Below are 18,291 nucleotides of genomic sequence, written 5' to 3' on the forward strand. Positions count from 1 at the left end.
GTTATTATTAAGAGATAAAAATATTGAGAAATAAGACGCCGCCTAAGCCTACCAAGCCAACGATGGATTCCATCATTGCCCAGGATTTAAATGTATCCTTCAAAGTTAAACCGAAATATTCTTTAAACATCCAGAAACCTGCATCATTAACATGAGAAAACATTAAACTCCCTGCACCAACAGCCAAAACCATCAGATTTGGATTAGTGTGTGTATGTTCCATAAGCGGCACAATAATTCCAGCGGTAGTTAAGCCAGCAACAGTAGCCGAACCTACGCAAAAGCGAATAATTGCCGCAATCATCCAGGCTAAAAATAAGGGTTCTGCTTTAATATTCTGGAGATAATCTGCAATTTGATTACTCACACCACTTTCTGTTAAAACTTGTTTCAGTGCGCCTGAGCCCGCTATAATTAATAAAATCAATGCAATATCTTTCAATGCCTCGGCATAAATGCCCATAATTTCTGTCATCTTTTTTCCTTGCGATAAACCAAGCAACCAGGTTGCCGCAATCAAGACAATCAACATGACTACAGAAGGATTTCCAGCGAATAAAATGTATGGCAACATTGGCGAGTTCGAAGCCAAAACCATTGGCAAAAATGACGCAGCTGCTAGTAAAATTACAGGTAATAATGCCGTAAAGAAACTTTTAAATCCACCAGGCAATTCGCTTTCAGACATTTCCTTAGGCGTAAATGAAGCTAACGGGCTTGCAGGAATTGCCTTTAAATAACGAGAAAATATTGGTCCACCAATGATTATTGCAGGAACTGAAACTGCTAAACCATATAATAAAGTTAGGCCCATATCTGCCTTAAATTGAATAACCAGAGCAGCTGGTGACGGATGAGGTGGTAAAAAACCATGAGTAACAGAAAGCGCAGCTAACATCGGTAAGCCAATATAGAGCGCTGGTAACTTATAGCGGTAAACCACAGAAAATATAAGAGGAACCATAAGCACGAAACCTATTCCGTAATAGAGCGGAATTCCGATTAAAAACCCAGTTAAAACCATCGCCCATTGGATGTATTTTTCACCGAAAATATTCATGCTCACTTGCGCAATCTTTTGTGCTGCGCCACTTTCGGCTACCAGTTTACCCAACATTGCACCAGCGGTAATTATGATGGCCAACGAACCTAATACATCGCCCATTCCTTTTTCAATACTGGAAGGAATTTTTGCGGGCGGTAATCCTAAAGCCAAACCTGCAACAAAAGAAACGGCTAAGAATGATAAAAAAGCATTGATTTTAAATACCGAAATCAGCACAATTAACAAAGCAATGCAAAGGAAAACGATTAGTATTGTCATTTAATTTATTATAATTTCATCTACCAGAAGTAGTGCTTTTGTTCCTGCACCGTAAAATCCACTGGGTATAGTTCCAATATTTGTGGCTTTAATTTTCACAAATCTGGCATCAGTTGGGTTAAATTTAAGCAATACTGGATTTATGCCTTCCAAGCTAAATTTCGTTTGCTGAGAAATCTGTTTATAATTCACTCCATCGGTAGAAACCTCTACAATAAGCTCTTTTGGCGGATGCATTTTCTGCCATTGATAATTCAGTATATTAATGCCAATTTCCTTAATGGAAGCGATCTTTTCCAAATCAACCACCGCTTCAAAATCGGTTCCGCTTAACCCCAACCATTCCCCATTATTATAAAGCGGAGAACCTTTAATGCCATTCGCCAAAACCTGCTGATCAACGTTGTAATTACCAGTACCCAAATTTTTCAAGGAAATACTTTTGCCAGTCGCTAAATTTCTAACGATTTCTTGTTCATATAATTTTCCTACTTTATTTCCACCTTTAAATAAGCTGGCTTTTAAAATAACAGACTTCGTGATTTTTATTGCCGATGTATATTTATTGGCAGATTTTGAAGGCATTGAACCATCAGTCGTATATCTAATTTCCGAATCGGGCATATCAGTTTCTAAGATAATCCCACCTCCAACAGGTTTTCCAGTAATTTCATAAAATGAGGTACTGTAGTTTATTCCCTTTAAAAACCTAAGGCTTGAATTTACTCTTTGAAGAAATTCATTGTAATTTTTCCGCTCAGGTGCCGACCAGGCCATTTCTGCTAAGGCTAAAATACGTGGAAAAATCATGTACTCTACTTTTTTAACATCAGGCATATATTCTGTCCACACATTTGCCTGCACACCTTTTATATAAGTTTGTTCCTGTAAATTAAGCTCCCTGGGCATTGGTTCGTATTCATAAACCCTTCTAAGCGGTAAATAACCACCCGCAGCTGTTTGTTCGCTTTTGTTTAAAGATTGATAATAATCCAGATATACAAATTTTTCGGGGGTCATGATTACATCATGCTTTAGTTTCGCCGCAGCAATTCCACCTTCTAAACCTCTCCAACTCATCACGGTGGCATCAGGTGCCAAACCACCTTCTAAAATTTCATCCCAACCAATAATCTTTTTGCCCTTCGTATGCAAATATTTTTCCATACGGGCGATGAAATAAGACTGCAATTCGTGTTCATCTTTAAGCTTTTCATCTTTTATTCTTTTCTGACATTTAGGGCAATCGTGCCACCTAGTTTTTGGGCATTCATCACCGCCGATATGTATATATTTTGAAGGAAATAAAGTAACAACTTCATCTAAAACACCTTCGAGAAAACGGAAAGTCTCTTCATTACCTGCACAGAAAACATCATCAAACACACCCCAAAAAGTGGCAGTTTCGTATGGCCCGCCTGTACAACCCAAATTAGGATAAGCTGCTAGTACAGCTCTCGCATGGCCTGGCATTTCTATTTCAGGAATGGTAGTAATGTTAAGTTCGGAGGCGTATTGCACTACTTCTTTTATTTCTTCTTGAGTGTAGTAACCACCATAACGCTTGCCATCAAAAGCATGTGGGTTTGACCGTTTATGACCGATTAAAGTTTCTTTGCGATAAGCAGATTTTGTTTGCAGTAACGGATATTTCTTAATCTCTATTCTCCAACCCTGGTCATCGGTTAAATGCCAATGGAAGTTATTAATTTTATAAAAAGCCAGCACATTAAGCCACTTTTTTATTGCAGCAATACTAAATAGGTGCCTTGCAACATCAAGATGCATTCCCCTGTAAGCAAAACGCGGTTCGTCTTCAATTTCATAAGCTTGAACAGATAAGTTTTTTCCGTTTTTCTTAATCAACTGAATTAAGGATTGTAAACCATAAAATAAACCTTGTTTATCTTTTGCTTTAATATCTATCGTCTTATTAGAAACGGATAGCAAATAGCCTTCAGACTTAATTTTTAAAGTAGAATCTATTAAAAAATTAATACCATTACTGCTTACTTTTTTGCCTTTTGAAAGCTTGAAACCACCTAAATCTTTTAAGTACTGTTCTAGAAAAACGGTACTAACATGCTGTGTTTCGGGAATATAAAATTTTGTTGCAGGTGTAATGATGAAAGAACCTTGTCTTTTCGTTTCTTTTGAGGGCTTTGGAATGATTCCAGAATTATTAAAATCCTGACTAAAAACACTGGTAACAAAAAGCTGAAAACCAATAAAGATTATCAACTTAAAAATGGAATAGCTAATACAAAAGTTTTTTTTGAACAAGGAGATTTTTATCATAACGCCAATTATAATAAGCCTAAGGTAAGCTTAAAACTTTATTTTCTCCTTCTATAACTACATTTTCTTGCTCAACAACAGCTTTGTATTCGTAAGAGCCTTTAGGCAATTTAATTCAGTACTAAGTACAACTATCCAAAACGATCATCCTCAATTCGGCTACAAAAATTCGGGATTTGGCTACAAATACCGAATCAATCTTGCAGAATTTTGACTAATAAAATTTAAATAAAAAGATTATGCTAAAAAATTCAAATAAAGTGGCCTTAGTCACGGGAGCGAATACAGGTGTGGGCTTTCAGATCGCCAAGGCACTTGCAGAACATGGATATACGGTTTACATCGGAGCGAGGAATCTGGAAAAAGGGGAAGCTGCCGCCATCCAGATAGGTGGTAAAAGCAAGGCGATTCAATTAGATATCACCGATACTTCATCTATAAGTTCGGCCGTGTTAGCCATAGAGCAGGAAGTGGGATACCTATCCTTACTGGTTAATAATGCCGCCATCTCCACTGCAGGAATACCTGGTCGTACCATGGAAGAGGTTCTTGCAGCGCAGCATGCGAGTATTGCTCCAATTGATGAAATGAAAACAGTTTGGGAAACGAACGTATTTGGAACACTCGCCGTAACACAAGCATTTTTAGGCCTTTTACGAAAAGCTCCATCTGCAAGAATTGTAACCGTATCGAGTGCGCTTGGTTCGCTTAACCTGAACGCCAATCCAGCAAATCCTTACCGTTCTGCCTATGATGTGGTTTATGGGGCATCCAAAACAGCACTCAATGGTGTTTTCCTTTCTCTGGCAAATGAATTAGAAGGCAGCAGTATTAAAGTGAATCTGGTAAGTCCTGGTTTTACTGCAACTGCACTCAATAATTTCCAGGGAACAGATACCGTTGAGGAAGGCTCGGCTGAACCTATTAGAGTAGCTTTATCAGAAGATTTACCCAATGGAGTTTTTACAGGACCTGTAAATTTTTCGGGCGCAGACCAAATTGTTCCATGGTAAAACGAGGCAGCTAAAACCTGCGTCTGGAAACAGTCGCAGGTTTTAGTATCTTTAAGAGATGAAAAATATGGAAGATAAATTATTACGTTTTATATCGATATCAGAAAGCCATAAAGCGTTTGGCCTTCCCAAACCGCAGCATCCGCTCATCAGCCTGATTCATTTCAATGAGGATAATCCTTTTAATACCGCTATGGCTCCGATATATGATGTTCTGAGTTTTTATAAGATCACTTTCATTACCCACAATAACGGGAGACTGAAGTACGGGCGGGACTATTATGATTATAATGAAGGCAGCATGTTATTTTTAGCGCCTAACCAGCTGGTAGGCAGCACAGACTATAACAGTAAAACCTATTGTTATATTCTGCTTATTCATCCCGACTTTTTATTGGGTCATCCTTTGGCAAATAAAATCAAGCAGTATGGTTATTTTGCTTATTCGGCCAATGAAGCACTCCATCTATCCGATCTTGAAAAAGAACGTGTACTATCGATTTACAGATTTATGGAAAAGGAGCTCAGTGGTCAGGTTGATGAATTTACACAAGAGGTAATGGTTGCTCAGATAGAACTGCTTTTAAGTTACGTTAACCGTTTCTACAAGCGCCAGTTCATTACCCGAAAAGCCGTTAACCATGATATATTGCAAAAGACAGAAGCAATATTGGACGAATATTTCAACAATCAGCATGCCCTGCATCAAGGCCTTCCATCCGTTCAGTATCTTTCTGAACGACTTAACCTTTCACCAGGATATTTAAGTGATATGCTCCGTTCGCTCATCGGACAGAATGCACAGCAATATATCCACGAAAAACTGATCAGTAAAGCGAAAGAACGACTCACCATGACCAAGCTAACGGTATCAGAAATTGCTTACGAACTGGGTTTTGAACATTCTCAAAGCTTCAGTAAATTATTTAAAAGCAAAACCAATATTTCTCCAATGGAATTTAGGTCGAGCTTTAACTAGCTTGAAAATAACAGAAGGATTTCAGTAAAAATTATCTGATGAATGCCTGATTGACGCTTAACTCACCTCCAGAACAGAAAGAATATTGCCCGAAGGATCCTTAAACCATGCAATGCTCGGGCCACCATTCCCTCTTGAAATGCCTTTTTCGTCTGTTTTTAATTGTTCCTCATCGTACTGTTCAAACACTACGCCTTTATCGGTCAATTTATCTACGGCATCGTCAATATTATCAACAGGAAAATTAAGAACCGTAAAAGTTGCAGGCGTATGATTGGGCTTTGGGTAAACCATAAGATTCGATGAGCCTGAAACTTCAATTTCTATTATACCCATAGGATTATCTTTAACAGTTAAACCTAAAGTGTGCTCATAAAAATCTTTTGCTTTTGGAATGTCGTTTACTGCAAACGAACTAAACGCTTTTGAGTTTTTTAACATATTTTTAATTATTGATATTTTTAACTTTTCCAGGCATTAAGTAGGCGACGGATAACAATTATTTCTGCAACATGATAGGCATTATGGTCGGCAATTTGCAGTGCTTCCCTCAAAATATTCTGTCCGCTTCCATGTGGTATCTTTTCGAATAAATCTTTAGATTCAATTAATTCGATAAATGCTTTCAAATCAACATTAATCTGTTTCAGGCAGTTTTCCCACTCCTCCTCGCTTTTCGGTGCTGTTTCTTTTGGCCAGTAATCATCTGGCCATTTTGGAGATTTATGATTGCCACCTTTGCTAAATTCAAACATATCCCATTGGGCAATTCTAATGTGCTCAACCAGTTGCCAAATACTATAGGGAAGCTTATGCGGCCGTTCGCCAAGTAAATTAAATGGCAAATTGGCAACAGCATCTTGCAAACCCACATGGGCTGTTCCACCGTTTAGTAATTTTTTTAATTCGGCTATTAATATTTCCTTGTTCTCCATCTCTTGCAATAATTGGTCTATTATTAACAAACAATTATCCCTTAGGTTTTTTTCAAAACACAAATCATTTATATGTTCATTTATTTACATTTGGACATGACTTTCACTGAAAATTTTCCCATCCTTAAAAACTATACTTATTTAAATACGGCTTACTCAGGCTTGCTATCAACAGAAATTGCAAATTGGCGCAGACAGCACGATGAAAACTTTATTAACGAAGGAAGTATTTTCAGAGCAAACAGTATGGAAATAATGGAAGAACTCAGAACAAACCTTTCATCCCGTTTTTCTGTGAAGCGTGGAAACACTTTTTTAACTTCGAATTTCTCTAATGGTTTCAATTCAATTTTAAATGGACTCGAAAAGAGCCATCGATTCCTCCTGCTTCAGGAAGATTATCCGTCATTAAGTTATCCAGTTACCAGCAGAGGTTTCGATTACCTGGAAATTCCGATTGATGTTAATCTTGAAGAAAACATTTTAACCGCTATTGAACAATTTAAGCCAACGGTTTTTGCTTTCAGCATGGTTCAATACATCAGCGGACTAAAAATGCAGAGCGATTTTATTAAGAAGCTGAAATCGAATTTTACAGATTTAATTTTAATAGCCGATGGCACCCAGTTTCTGGGAACGGGCAACTTCAATTTTGAGCAATCGGGTTTAGATGTATTAGCAGGAAGTGGCTACAAATGGCTTTTAAGTGGCTATGGAAATGGCTACATTTTCCTGTCTGATGCTGCCAAAAACAAAATTTATCAAAGCAAGAAAGAATTAACCTTGCCTAATGCGCCGTTTTGGAGTGGCCGAGATTACCTTTCGCTAACTTTAGAGCCTGGCCATTTAGATAGTTTAAGTTTGGGAACATTAAATCAAGGACTAAACTACCTTAAGACTGTCGGTTTTGAAACTATTGAGCAAAATATCCTAAAATTAACTACTAAAGCAAGAGTTGCACTGCATAATAAAGGCTTGCTTCCCGATTGGATGATGGAAAGAAAAGAACAATCGTCAATTATGAGTTTGCCGCTCGAGCAGAAACTGGTGAACCGATTAAACGAGGAGAAAATTCTTGTTTCGCCAAGGGGAACAGGCACCAGGATCTCTTTCCATTTCTATAACACGGAAGATGATTTAAATCATTTACTGGAAGTTTTGGGCTAAGCTACTTTCCAAACCGCATCCACGAAATAATGTTGTTGATCTGAAAAGTATTGAACAATTTTAAATCCTGAAGCATTGGCGAGTTCTTCAATTTCCTGTTTTGAATATTTCTGAGAAATTTCCATCAGGATATATTCATCCTTCTCGAAATGAAAATCAGCATTACCGATAGTTACTTTTTGATTTTGCAAACTGATTAAGTAACTTTTGCAAGCACCGTTTTCAGGATTATAACTTGCATAATGTTCAAAGGCATTTGTATCAAAGTTGCCATCAAGTTCGCGGTTTATACGGGTTAACAGGTTTAAATTAAATGCCCGTGTTATACCCGCTTTATCGCTGTAAGCATCTAATATTTTTTTAGGATTTTTCTTTAAATCAAAGCCAATAATTAATATATCATTTGGCGATAACAGATGTTTCAAACCTGCGCAAAAGGTTTGCGCTTCATCAATATCCATATTGCCAATATTTGCACCCATAAACAACACCACTTTTTTTCTGTCAGAAAGTTCAGTTGCTTTTTTCAGCATTTTAAAGTAATCGCCATTTAAACCCTCAAAATTAAGGGCTGGTAATTTTGCAGGCAAATTAAGTTCCAATTCAGAAATTACGTGTGCTGAAATATCAATTGGAAAATACTTAAAGTCGAGTTTTTTATCAATCAAAGCCTTAAGTAAATGAATTGACTTTGTGGCATCGCCTGCACCAAGCTCAATCAAATCAAAAGCACTATCATCCCCTGAAACGCTATCAGCGATCTCATTTGCCTGATGCTTCATAATTTCCATTTCAGCGTTGGTTAGGTAATATTCCTCCATATCCATAATCTGCTGAAAAATAACGTCTCCAGCTTCATCATAAAAGTATTTTGAATACATCCGCTTAGGCTCTGCATTTAAACCTTCTAAGGTTTCGTGAAGAAATTCTGTATTCGTTATCGCTATTTTTTCGATCGAAATCATCATAAAAATACTATTTGGCAAGGCGAATACCCGTGTATTGCCACCTTAAATGTGGATGAAAAAAATTCCTGTAAGTAATGCGACTATGTGCATCTGGCGTGGCTATTGATGCACCACGCAAAACTTTTTGATTAACCATAAATTTGCCATTGTATTCTCCAATGGCTCCTGGTGCCTTACTAAACCCAGGATATGGCAAATAAGCACTTTCAGTCCACTCCCATCGTTCGCCCCAACTAAAATGTTTAGCTGCAATTTCCCATTCAAATTCGGTGGGTAAACGCATTCCTTTCCAGCTCGCATAAGCATAAGCTTCGTAATAACTTACGTGGGTTACGGGCTGTTCCGTATTAACTGGTTTTAAACCATCAAGTGTATAATTGAGCCACTTACCATCAACCTGATGCCAGTACATTGGTGCCTCGATGTGGTTTGTTTTAACCCAGTCCCAACCTTCTGCATGCCAGAAGTTAAAATTACTGTAACCTCCATCTTCTAAAAATTCAATGAAATCACGGTTGGAAACCAGCGAATTACTGATTGAAAATTCATTTAAATAAACTTTATGACGGTTCATTTCATTATCAAAACAGAAATCTGATCCATCAAAACCAATTTCATAAATTCCCGCTACAATATTTAAAAATTCAGCAGTATTAGTCGATGAATTTAGAATTTCAGATTTGTGCTCACTATAAACTGGAAATAGTGGGTTATTTCCCAGAATGAATTTGATATCGGTTAAAAGTAACTCCTGGTGTTGTTGTTCATGATTAAAACCCAGAATCAACAATTCATAAACCTCGTTTTCAATTTCAGTTGATAAGAATTTTACCATGGCCTCATCAACATAGTTGCGGTACTGATAAATATCATTTACACTTGGCCTGCTCAGATTACCCCTATCGGTACGAATAACCCGATTACCAACCGTTTCATAATAACTATTGAATACAAAGTTGTAGTCTTCGTTATAAACCTGGTAATTCAGGGAGAATGGCTTTAAAATAAAAGTTTCGAAAAACCAGGTGGTGTGGCCCAAATGCCATTTCGGCGGACTCACATCAGCAACAGGCTGAACGACATAATCTTCTGTTTGTAAAGGCTCGCAAAGTTGCTCGGAGTGTTTTCGGATGCTCAGGTATTTTTCAACAAGATTCATTAATTTTTATCGAGATAATTCTTAAGGTCTGTAATGGTATTAACATTTAGTTCGGCCGATTGTTTTTGCCTCATCATTAAAGCATAAGAATTATTAAATCCAATCGGTTTTAGCCATTTAATTTTATATTTCTTTAGAAATTCTTCGCTTACGTAACGATAAGTTTCCTCTTTATTCGGCGAAAGCTTCGCAATTAATTTAGCATCAGGTTTTAAAATGGCTAATAATCCTGTTCCAGTATATTCAGGATAAAAATCAATCTGGTTATTTGATAGCGCATCGAAGCAAATTTTTGTACCGCCCAAACCTGTTTTGGTTTGCACCTGGTAATTTGTATTTCCCTGGATAAGCATTGTGTATATTTCGGCAAGAATATATTGCTCACCAAATATTTTCGAGCCGATTTTAATGATTCCTGCATGGCCATTTTTAGACTTTCTATACAGACCGTTTTTAACTAGAAAATCTTTGGCAACCTTAACTGGTGTTTGGTGCAGGTAATCGGTTCGGTAATTCAAATCTGTCATAACAGAATCTGTAATTTTACCTGCCAGTAGGTTCAGGGTTTCTTCCAGGCCCGGGAATTTTTCTAAAGAAGCCTGAAGCACAATAGGTGCTGCATAGTAAGGTGGAAAAATTCCCTTGTCGTCTTTTAAAATTTTCAGACCAAAAGCTTTCAGTCTACCATCGGTCGAGTAACCGCTAATTACATCGAGTTCTTTTGAAAAAGCTGCCTTGTACATTACCGCATCGCTGATGACTACCGTTTGAATTTTTAATCCATAAGCAGATTTCAACCCTAAATCTCCATCCTGCCTACCCATAAATTCTGGAGTAAAGCCAGCACGTAAACCAGAGCCATAAGCCGATGGAAGAATATAAAATGCACTGAGTATAATTATGGCAATTGGAAAAGCCATTAAAACCTTCCTAAGTTTTTTAAAATCTAATTTTTGGATGATGGAAAGTAATCCGTCTAAAATAATAGCCAGTAAAGCTGCAGGAATGGCGCCTGCTAAAATCATGTTTGTATTATTAAGTGAAATGCCACCAAAAATAAATTCGCCCAGACCGCCCGCTGCGATATAAGAGGCAAGCGTTGCCACCCCAACATTTATAACGGTAGCTGTTCGGATACCAGCAAGAATAACTGGCATTGACAAGGGAAGTTCGATTTTAAAAAGTATTTGGAATTTACTCATGCCTAAAGCCTTCGCGGCTTCAGTGATGTGCTTGTCGATCCCAATAATGCCTGTATAAGTATTCCTGATGATGGGTAACAAGGCATAGATAAGGAGCGCAACAATAGCAGGTTTTGCCCCGATACCTAAAACTGGAATCATAAAACCTAGCAATGCAATGCTTGGAACGGTTTGCAAAACACCAGCTATCCCTAAAATAGTGCCAGATAGTTTGCGCTTTCGGGCAATTAAAATACCTAATGGCAAACCTATTGCAATAGCGAGAAGCAGCGATATAAACGTTAGCCCAATATGTTGTAAGCTTTGATTGAGCAATTTATCCGATTCCATCGACATGAATTGCCACAGGCTTTGTTGCTCATTCATATTTACTGAAATTTTTGTATTGGTTAAAAGCTTTTGTTAAATCATCAAAGTTAGCAACTTTAACTTCGCCCTTATTACTGCGGAAATTTAGCTCAGAAACACTACCTGAACGAAGTTTTTCCATGGCCTCCCAAATGCTTATATCTGCATTTAGGCCTTTGCTGTCATTACTTTTATGGTCAGAAAGATTTGCCCAAACATCTTTAACTCGAATAACCTTAAATTCCAAAGCCAGACGCTGACCATCTAAAAACTTTTCCGCAAAATCATTGGCTGGCTTAAAAAGCAATTCTTTGGGAGTGCCTATTTGCATGACTTTACCTTTATCCATTAAACAAATCCTATCGGCAAGTTCAAAGGCTTCAGGCACATCGTGTGTAACCATAACAATTGTTTTTCTGGTAAGCTCTTCCAGATCTTTAAATTCTTGCTGAATACTGGTACGGGTAACATTATCAAGTGCCCCAAATGGCTCATCCATGAGCAAAATCGAAGGGTCAGCTACCAACGCTCTTGCAAGCCCTACCCTTTGTTGCTGTCCGCCACTAAGCTCATTCGGGTAAAAATGAAGAATGTTTTCTCGAAGGTGAAGTTTTTCAATTAGTTCATGAATCCTATTTGCCGTTTTCTTTTTATCCCAGTTTAATAATTTTGGAACAACGGCAATATTTTCTTCAATAGTATAATGAGGAAAAAGACCAATATTTTGCATTACATATCCAATTCCTCTTCTAAGATTTTCGGCATTTTGTTGTATTACATCTTTTCCACTAATTGTAATATTTCCACTATCAGGCTGAATTAAACGATTAATCATTTTAAGCGTAGTTGTTTTACCACAACCGCTTGTACCAAGTAAAACCAGGTTTTCTCCAGTTGCAACGTTAAAAGAAATCCGATTTACAGCGATTGTATCACCGTACTTTTTAGTTACATCCTTGAGTTCTATCATGCTAATCTTCAATTTTCATAAAAAGATTGTTCAGCGATTCTGAATATGTTGGGTGGGCGAAAACGCAATAACGGATCTGGTCAAATGTTACTCCGCCTTCCATAGCCATTTGTAAAACAGACATAATTTCACCGCCTTCTGAAGCTAAAATCGCTGCACCTAATATTTTCCTGCTTTTCACATCAACAATTGCTTTCATTAAACCCCGCGTTTCACCAGTTTCTATTCCTCGCGCTACAGACGACATTGGTAAAACAGCAACTTTATAATTGAGTTTCTTTTCTTTAGCTTCAGCTTCTGTAATTCCAATTCTACCCAATTGCGGGTCTGTAAACATGCAATATGGAACAGGCCGATCTGCTGTGCTGTAATTTGTACCTTCAATTAAATTTCGAAACACTATTGTATAATCATTGTACGCAATGTGGGTAAACGCTGGCCCGCCCTTTACATCACCCAATGCGTAGATTCCCTTCACATTGGTTTCCAGTTTATGGTTAACAACAATGTAACCCTTCTCATCGGTTTTTACACCACTTAACTCTAAACCCAAAGTTTCGGTTTGCGGTACTCTACCCACAGCAACTAAGATATGACTTGCCTTTATATTTTTCTTAATCTTTCCAGATTTTACTGTAGCTGTAATTTCATCTTTTTTTGTAGATGATATTTTATCCACCTGGGCGTTTGTAATGACTTCAATTTTTTCGTCTTCCAGAATTTCCGTCAAGGCTGCAGAAACATCCTTATCCTCTCTGGATAATATGGAAGCTGATTTTTCGAGGATGGTAACTTTGCTACCAAATCTGCTAAACATTTGACCAAATTCCAGCCCTATGTAATTACCACCAATTACCAGCAGATGTTCGGGCACTGTTTCCAAATCAAGGATACTGGTTGAAGTCAGGAAATCTGTTTCATTTAACCCTTCTATATCAGGTATAGCGGTTTTTGCTCCAGTGTTAATAAAAATCCAATTCGCGGTTATAACTTCTTCCCCGCCATCATTTAAAGCGATAGTAATTTCTTTCTTCCCGCTAAATTTTGCCTCACCCATAAAAAGTTTTAAACCCTTGGTTGTTTCAATTCCTTTTTCTGATGAAGTTCTAAATTGCTTAACAATAGCATCTTTACGCTGTTTGATTTTTTTTAGATCAACCTTTACAGATCCAACTTTTACGCCAAGTGCTTCTGAATTGCCTGCCTGATACGCTGCCTTAGCTGATGCAACCATAGCTTTCGTCGGCGTACAGCCATCATTTATACAGGTACCACCAATTAATCGTTTTTCAACAATTGCAGTTTTTTTACCTGCCAAAGCAAGATTTTTAGCCAAAGGAACACCTGCTTGCCCTGCGCCGATAATTATTGCGTCAAAATGTTTCATCTCTTATAATTTAAAACCAGGAAGAAAAGACTTCCAAAACAATTAGATATAACTGTAATATTAATCCATTGTTTTACATTCATTCAGGAGAAACAGATTTATATGATGGAAGAATGTAATACGATGATGAATATAGATCAAAGGATTAAAAAAAATATATGAAATCTCTCCGTTAAAATTAGCATTTGACAAACTAAAATAAAAGCATGTTCATTTGATTGCGTGCAACCTTTTATGATCCTGCTTCGTCTATTTAGAAAAACTTTTATACAATGAAAAAATGCTTCTTATTTTTAAGCCTATGCTTTGTTTTTTACAGTTCAGATGCGCAACAGAAATCGTTTCCAAAAAGCCCTACAGAGGCTAGATTTATCACGAGCGACCTCAGCAATTTTTGGCAGGCTTTTGATAAAATTGGCAATAGTACGCAGAATCCTTTTGAAGAATACATCAAAAATGGAACTATTGGTCTGCAAGGATTTATCCCAAACCGAATTATGAGTGCCGATGAGCTGCTTAAAATGGTGATGGCCAGAAAGTCTGATTACTTAAAGACAAGAAATGTTGATAGCTTAATAAAAGCAAAGGAAAAATTGATAAAGCCCTATTTTTATGCGTTGGAATACTGGTATCCCGAAGCCGTATATCCACCAGTATATTTTGTAATGGGCCGATATAACAGCGGAGGAACAAGTTCGGCAAATGGTTTATTAATCGGAGCAGAAATGCTGACCAGCCTGGACCACCTGGCAGAACTGGTTATACATGAGTCGGTACATTTTCAGCAAAAATTTCCGAATGGAGGCAATACTAATTTATTGCAGCAGTCTATAATTGAGGGCTCTGCTGATTTTATTGCGGAGTTGGTAACTGGTCTTAAAGGTAATCCGAAGGCAAATAATTATGGAAATGCCCATAAGGATGAATTATGTAGAGAATTCGCGGATTTAATGGACAAACAAAACTTTCAGGACTGGCTGTATGGCACAAGCGGAAAAGACAAAAGACCAAATGATCTTGGCTATTGGATGGGATACGAAATTGTAAAGTCTTATTTCGACCAACAATCAGATAAAAAGCAAGCTGTAAAAGAAATCTTAAATATTAAGGACTATAAGATTTTTTTAAGAAAAAGCGGGTACTTAAATGCCTATTATAAAGGTTAGATTTTTACCACCATTTAAATCATTTATCATTTGATCATCAATAAATTGCGATAATTCGGCATCTATGAAGTAGCCCAAGCTATAAGGGAATTTTGCAGTGGGGATTTTAGGGATAGTAGTTTTTACCCCAGAAGCAATAGCCAGCTTGGGGATAATTCTCATTATTAAATTTTAAAATAATAAATCCTACGCCGTTATTGTACCATCCAAATATTATATTTGAACTTGTTGGTTGAAAATAAAAATGACGTTAGTAAAAATATGCTCTAAACAAATTATTCTGGTAACTGTTGCCTTGCCTTCCTGCATTAGCACATTCAACCAAAATCCGCTTTGTATCCAAAGGGAATACAGTAGTAGTCGCACCAAAAGCTCCCTGGAATATTCAAGTGGACCAGGCAATTATGCCTATCTCTACTTCGAAGATATTGGAGATGATTAAGTAAAATTTGAAAACAAATTGTTTAAAACATTGATATGAGCTTTGGCGAGAAGGTATTATTCTTTTTTAGTTTTTTAGGAGCATTTAATGCGTTCATTTTAGGCATTTATTTTCTCTTCTTTGCAACTAAGAAACATTTATCTAATTATCTTTTAGGAGCATTATTAGTCGTACTAAGTATTAGGATAGGAAAATCTGTTGTTTATTTTTTCGATAGTAGTTTGCCCCGAATCTATCTTCAACTTGGATTAACTGCATGTCTGTTTATCGGTCCCTTTTTGTATTTTTTTATAAAATCTGAAGTCAGAAAAATTAAAACATTACCTAGATTATGGTTATGGCAGCTTGTAGGTTGGTTGGCATTGATTGTCGTAATCGGCATTATTTATCCTTATCAGTATTTTGCTTCATTATGGTGGAACTACGTCATTCCGCTCATCTACTTTCAATGGGGCATTTACATTGTTTTTTCAATATTTTTATTGTTGCCAATAGTAAAAAGATTATTTCATAACGAAGAACTAAAGGCTTTTGAAAAGTGGATATTAACCATTTGCAGTGGGGTTTTGGTTCTTTTTGTATCCTATGTCTGGGCAATCCTGAATATAACTAAGGGTAGCTATATTGGTGCAGCTGTATTCTTTTCTTCAATTCTTTACCTAGTTGTATTTACATTACTTTACCGAAAAAAAACAAACGATCTGTCTACTTTCTCTGTTCAGAAATACACCGATAAAAAGCTGGATGATGAGGAATTGAAACAAATCATCTCGAAGCTAACCAAGGTAATGACAGAGCAGGAACTTTTTAAAAATCCAAACTTAAAAGTATCAGATCTGGCCAAAGCGATTAACATTTCTGGTCATCAACTTTCGCAAATTCTTAATGAAAGCATTGATAAGAATTTTACGCTTTTTATTAATGAGTACCGAATAAATGAAGCTTGTAAACTATTATTGAGCAAAACAAACCTTACCGTTGAAGCAGTAGCTGATGAAGTAGGATTTAATGCAAAATCTACTTTCTTTGCAGCATTTAAAAAAATGAAAGGCTCAACGCCCAGTGTTTACCAGCAGTTAAATACTCCAGATTTATAAAACCGTACTACTAAATTTAAATTACAAGACCCTGATCATAAAAGTACAGTGCAAATTTGAGCAACGAATAAAATTTCACTAATTATCAAAACACTTTTATGAAAAATGTAATTCTGACTATCATTGTAGTGGTCACCTTTTTTTTCTCTGCATTTCCCCAAAACCAGCCGACCGAAAGGCAATTAATAGAAAATACAATACAACGCTATTTCGATGGCTGGGCAACTGGAGATACGACTAAATTGGGCGGAGCAATGCATACTTCTTGTTACTTAAAGAACTATAATAATGGTAAATTTGTCACTTTTACCAGAAATCAGTATCTCAGCCTGTTCAAACTTCATGAGCGTACCAAAAATCTAAAAACACACATAGTTTCGATCGATATTACCAACAATATGGGCAGTGCAAAAGTAGAAATTAGCACCGAAAGAGATCTCTTTACGGATTATTTCAATCTGATGAAAACCAATGAAGGCTGGTTTATCGCTGATAAAGTTTCGACAAGAACGCCACATAAAACATTCGACGTGAATGCCATCCTGCCGAAAAAAGAAATTATTGTAGAAGGTTTAAAACGCCCTTGGAGTATCGCCTTTACATCAGAAGATGAAGCGCTCATCTCGGAGAAAGAGGGTGATCTTGTAAAAATTAATCTCTTAACTAAAGAAAAGATAAAGATAAAAGGTTATCCAACCGACCTGGATGATAGCATTACTGGATTTGGAGACAATACAGGTAAATTTGAAGTGTTGCTCGATCCTGATTTTAGAACCAATAAATATGTTTACTTATCATACGTTGCGTTAACGGCTAATGGTAGAACTACTAAAATTATCAGGGCTGTATTAGAAAATGAAACTTTACAACAAATCAAGGCACTCTTTGTTGCAGAACCTTATACAAAAGAGCGTTATCACTATGGAGGAGGAATGGTTTTTGGAAAAGATGGCAAATTATATTTTACCATTGGCGAAAGATTATTTTCTGAGCAGGATGAGCCTGCAATTCCCATTGCGCAGAATATTGAAGATAAAAGAGGAAAAATTTATCGAATTAACGCTGACGGAACGATTCCAAAAGATAATCCAGATTTTGGAAGCAAGGCAAGTCCAGGATTATACGCTATAGGAATCAGAGCGGCGCAGGGTATCACGCTTGACACAACGACCAATAAAATCTGGTTTACCGAACATGGTACACACCAGGGAGACGAAATTAATGTGCTGAAGGCAAAAGCGAATTATGGTTGGCCTATGAAAACCACAGGGAAGTATCGTTATGCAGAATTTGCACCAAAACCTATCCCCGATAATAAGTATACAGACCCTGCATGGTCTTGGTTACAAACTGTAGCACCTACTGGATTACATTTTTATTCAGGAAATGAGTTTGCAGCATGGAAACGAAACTTACTTGTTGCAGGGTTATCAAAAGGTAGCTTATGGCGCATGGTTATAGAAGGAGAAAATATAAAAAGCACGGAAGAGCTTTTTACAGATGATCGAGTAAGAATAAGAAAGGTTACGCAAAGCCCTATGGGGAAATTATACATCCTTACAGACGAACTGAACGGTAAGTTAGTAAGGATAAGAAATGTAGCTTTTTAAGTGGAAGATAATTAATGAAAGAAAGCCTTACATTTCTGTAAGGCTTTCTTGATTGTTCAAATTCAGCTCTTATTCAATATCTGAGAAATACATTCGGTCGGCAATGTCCAAATTAGCAACGAATTTATTCCTGATTTAAATAGACACGCGGAAAGAGAAACTAAAATGAAAGCATAAAGTGAGCCTGGAAGATCAATGAAATTAACGAAAGAAACAGAAAATTTAG

At 36.9% G+C, this 18,291-nt stretch carries 17 protein-coding genes; 7 read left to right on the forward strand and 10 right to left on the reverse strand.

Going from position 1 to position 18,291, the window contains the following annotated elements:
• Positions 1-7: 7 nt before the first annotated feature.
• The gene (locus tag ACZZZI_RS21320; RefSeq protein WP_424058516.1) at positions 8-1,324 is read right to left on the reverse strand and encodes a gluconate:H+ symporter; all 1,317 of its coding nucleotides are present in this window, start codon (positions 1,322-1,324) and stop codon (positions 8-10) included.
• Complete coding sequence (locus ACZZZI_RS21325) at positions 1,325-3,622, reverse strand: glycoside hydrolase family 20 protein (protein WP_463491280.1); 2,298 nt, start codon at positions 3,620-3,622, stop codon at positions 1,325-1,327.
• Positions 3,623-3,861: 239 nt separating this feature from the next.
• On the opposite strand from ACZZZI_RS21325, the gene ACZZZI_RS21330 reads away from it, so the two are divergent.
• The gene (locus ACZZZI_RS21330) at positions 3,862-4,635 is read left to right on the forward strand and encodes an SDR family NAD(P)-dependent oxidoreductase (protein ID WP_424058520.1); all 774 of its coding nucleotides are present in this window, start codon (positions 3,862-3,864) and stop codon (positions 4,633-4,635) included.
• Positions 4,636-4,702: 67 nt separating this feature from the next.
• A complete protein-coding gene (locus ACZZZI_RS21335; RefSeq protein WP_424058522.1) occupies positions 4,703-5,614 on the forward strand; it encodes a helix-turn-helix domain-containing protein in 912 nt (303 codons plus the stop codon).
• Between the two features lie 57 nt (positions 5,615-5,671).
• On the opposite strand, the gene ACZZZI_RS21340 is transcribed toward ACZZZI_RS21335, so the two are convergent.
• Both ACZZZI_RS21340 and ACZZZI_RS21345 read right to left on the reverse strand, forming a co-directional pair.
• Entirely contained in the window at positions 5,672-6,055 is a 384-nt protein-coding gene (locus ACZZZI_RS21340; RefSeq protein ID WP_316757139.1) for a VOC family protein, read from the reverse strand.
• A 20-nt stretch (positions 6,056-6,075) separates the two neighbouring features.
• Positions 6,076-6,549: a DinB family protein gene (locus ACZZZI_RS21345; protein WP_463491283.1), complete on the reverse strand. Its 474-nt coding sequence runs from the start codon at positions 6,547-6,549 to the stop codon at positions 6,076-6,078.
• Between the two features lie 72 nt (positions 6,550-6,621).
• Between ACZZZI_RS21345 and ACZZZI_RS21350 the strand changes: the two genes are divergently transcribed.
• Positions 6,622-7,716 (forward strand): aminotransferase class V-fold PLP-dependent enzyme, encoded by a 1,095-nt coding sequence (locus tag ACZZZI_RS21350; RefSeq protein WP_424058526.1) that lies wholly within the window; start codon positions 6,622-6,624, stop codon positions 7,714-7,716.
• On the opposite strand, the gene egtD is transcribed toward ACZZZI_RS21350, so the two are convergent.
• From egtD to ACZZZI_RS21375, 5 genes are read right to left on the reverse strand one after another with little or no spacing between them, the layout of a single operon-like run.
• A complete protein-coding gene (gene egtD, locus ACZZZI_RS21355; RefSeq protein ID WP_424058528.1) occupies positions 7,713-8,684 on the reverse strand; it encodes an L-histidine N(alpha)-methyltransferase in 972 nt (323 codons plus the stop codon). The genes ACZZZI_RS21350 and egtD overlap by 4 nt on opposite strands.
• 7 nt (positions 8,685-8,691) lie before the next feature.
• Complete coding sequence (gene egtB, locus ACZZZI_RS21360; RefSeq protein ID WP_424058530.1) at positions 8,692-9,843, reverse strand: ergothioneine biosynthesis protein EgtB; 1,152 nt, start codon at positions 9,841-9,843, stop codon at positions 8,692-8,694.
• Complete coding sequence (locus ACZZZI_RS21365) at positions 9,843-11,411, reverse strand: ABC transporter permease/substrate-binding protein (protein ID WP_463491286.1); 1,569 nt, start codon at positions 11,409-11,411, stop codon at positions 9,843-9,845. Before ACZZZI_RS21365 ends, egtB begins: the two co-directional genes overlap by 1 nt.
• Positions 11,404-12,363 (reverse strand): ABC transporter ATP-binding protein, encoded by a 960-nt coding sequence (locus ACZZZI_RS21370; protein WP_424058256.1) that lies wholly within the window; start codon positions 12,361-12,363, stop codon positions 11,404-11,406. The genes ACZZZI_RS21365 and ACZZZI_RS21370 overlap by 8 nt, the downstream gene beginning before the upstream one ends.
• 1 nt (position 12,364) lies before the next feature.
• On the reverse strand, positions 12,365-13,750 hold the full coding sequence (locus ACZZZI_RS21375) for a mercuric reductase (protein WP_424058255.1): 1,386 nt from the start codon (positions 13,748-13,750) through the stop codon (positions 12,365-12,367).
• A gap of 272 nt (positions 13,751-14,022) precedes the next feature.
• Between ACZZZI_RS21375 and ACZZZI_RS21380 the strand changes: the two genes are divergently transcribed.
• Positions 14,023-14,916 (forward strand): DUF2268 domain-containing putative Zn-dependent protease, encoded by an 894-nt coding sequence (locus ACZZZI_RS21380; protein ID WP_463491289.1) that lies wholly within the window; start codon positions 14,023-14,025, stop codon positions 14,914-14,916.
• On the opposite strand, the gene ACZZZI_RS21385 is transcribed toward ACZZZI_RS21380, so the two are convergent.
• On the reverse strand, positions 14,893-15,078 hold the full coding sequence (locus ACZZZI_RS21385) for a hypothetical protein (RefSeq protein ID WP_424058253.1): 186 nt from the start codon (positions 15,076-15,078) through the stop codon (positions 14,893-14,895). The two genes, ACZZZI_RS21380 and ACZZZI_RS21385, sit on opposite strands and share 24 nt — an antisense overlap.
• Positions 15,079-15,160: 82 nt before the next feature.
• On the opposite strand from ACZZZI_RS21385, the gene ACZZZI_RS21390 reads away from it, so the two are divergent.
• The 3 genes from ACZZZI_RS21390 (at position 15,161) to ACZZZI_RS21400 (ending at position 18,065) form a co-directional block, all read left to right on the forward strand.
• Positions 15,161-15,358 (forward strand): hypothetical protein, encoded by a 198-nt coding sequence (locus ACZZZI_RS21390; protein WP_424058252.1) that lies wholly within the window; start codon positions 15,161-15,163, stop codon positions 15,356-15,358.
• 35 nt (positions 15,359-15,393) lie between these two features.
• Entirely contained in the window at positions 15,394-16,455 is a 1,062-nt protein-coding gene (locus ACZZZI_RS21395) for an AraC family transcriptional regulator (RefSeq protein ID WP_424058251.1), read from the forward strand.
• A gap of 98 nt (positions 16,456-16,553) precedes the next feature.
• A complete protein-coding gene (locus ACZZZI_RS21400) occupies positions 16,554-18,065 on the forward strand; it encodes a PQQ-dependent sugar dehydrogenase (protein WP_463491292.1) in 1,512 nt (503 codons plus the stop codon).
• Positions 18,066-18,291: the final 226 nt, after the last annotated feature.

The sequence above is a fragment of the Pedobacter sp. AC190 genome, assembly GCF_979258025.1.

Excerpts from the sequence above, each read along its gene's own strand:
- ACZZZI_RS21320 (WP_424058516.1), bottom strand. The coding sequence starts at position 1,324 with ATGACAATACTAATCGTTTTCCTTTGCATTGCTTTGTTAATTGTGCTG.
- ACZZZI_RS21325 (WP_463491280.1), bottom strand. The coding sequence starts at position 3,622 with ATGATAAAAATCTCCTTGTTCAAAAAAAACTTTTGTATTAGCTATTCC.
- ACZZZI_RS21330 (WP_424058520.1), top strand. The coding sequence starts at position 3,862 with ATGCTAAAAAATTCAAATAAAGTGGCCTTAGTCACGGGAGCGAATACA.
- ACZZZI_RS21335 (WP_424058522.1), top strand. The coding sequence starts at position 4,703 with ATGGAAGATAAATTATTACGTTTTATATCGATATCAGAAAGCCATAAA.
- ACZZZI_RS21340 (WP_316757139.1), bottom strand. The coding sequence starts at position 6,055 with ATGTTAAAAAACTCAAAAGCGTTTAGTTCGTTTGCAGTAAACGACATT.
- ACZZZI_RS21345 (WP_463491283.1), bottom strand. The coding sequence starts at position 6,549 with ATGGAGAACAAGGAAATATTAATAGCCGAATTAAAAAAATTACTAAAC.
- ACZZZI_RS21350 (WP_424058526.1), top strand. The coding sequence starts at position 6,622 with ATGTTCATTTATTTACATTTGGACATGACTTTCACTGAAAATTTTCCC.
- egtD (WP_424058528.1), bottom strand. The coding sequence starts at position 8,684 with ATGATGATTTCGATCGAAAAAATAGCGATAACGAATACAGAATTTCTT.
- egtB (WP_424058530.1), bottom strand. The coding sequence starts at position 9,843 with ATGAATCTTGTTGAAAAATACCTGAGCATCCGAAAACACTCCGAGCAA.
- ACZZZI_RS21365 (WP_463491286.1), bottom strand. The coding sequence starts at position 11,411 with ATGAATGAGCAACAAAGCCTGTGGCAATTCATGTCGATGGAATCGGAT.
- ACZZZI_RS21370 (WP_424058256.1), bottom strand. The coding sequence starts at position 12,363 with ATGATAGAACTCAAGGATGTAACTAAAAAGTACGGTGATACAATCGCT.
- ACZZZI_RS21375 (WP_424058255.1), bottom strand. The coding sequence starts at position 13,750 with ATGAAACATTTTGACGCAATAATTATCGGCGCAGGGCAAGCAGGTGTT.
- ACZZZI_RS21380 (WP_463491289.1), top strand. The coding sequence starts at position 14,023 with ATGAAAAAATGCTTCTTATTTTTAAGCCTATGCTTTGTTTTTTACAGT.
- ACZZZI_RS21385 (WP_424058253.1), bottom strand. The coding sequence starts at position 15,078 with ATGAGAATTATCCCCAAGCTGGCTATTGCTTCTGGGGTAAAAACTACT.
- ACZZZI_RS21390 (WP_424058252.1), top strand. The coding sequence starts at position 15,161 with ATGACGTTAGTAAAAATATGCTCTAAACAAATTATTCTGGTAACTGTT.
- ACZZZI_RS21395 (WP_424058251.1), top strand. The coding sequence starts at position 15,394 with ATGAGCTTTGGCGAGAAGGTATTATTCTTTTTTAGTTTTTTAGGAGCA.
- ACZZZI_RS21400 (WP_463491292.1), top strand. The coding sequence starts at position 16,554 with ATGAAAAATGTAATTCTGACTATCATTGTAGTGGTCACCTTTTTTTTC.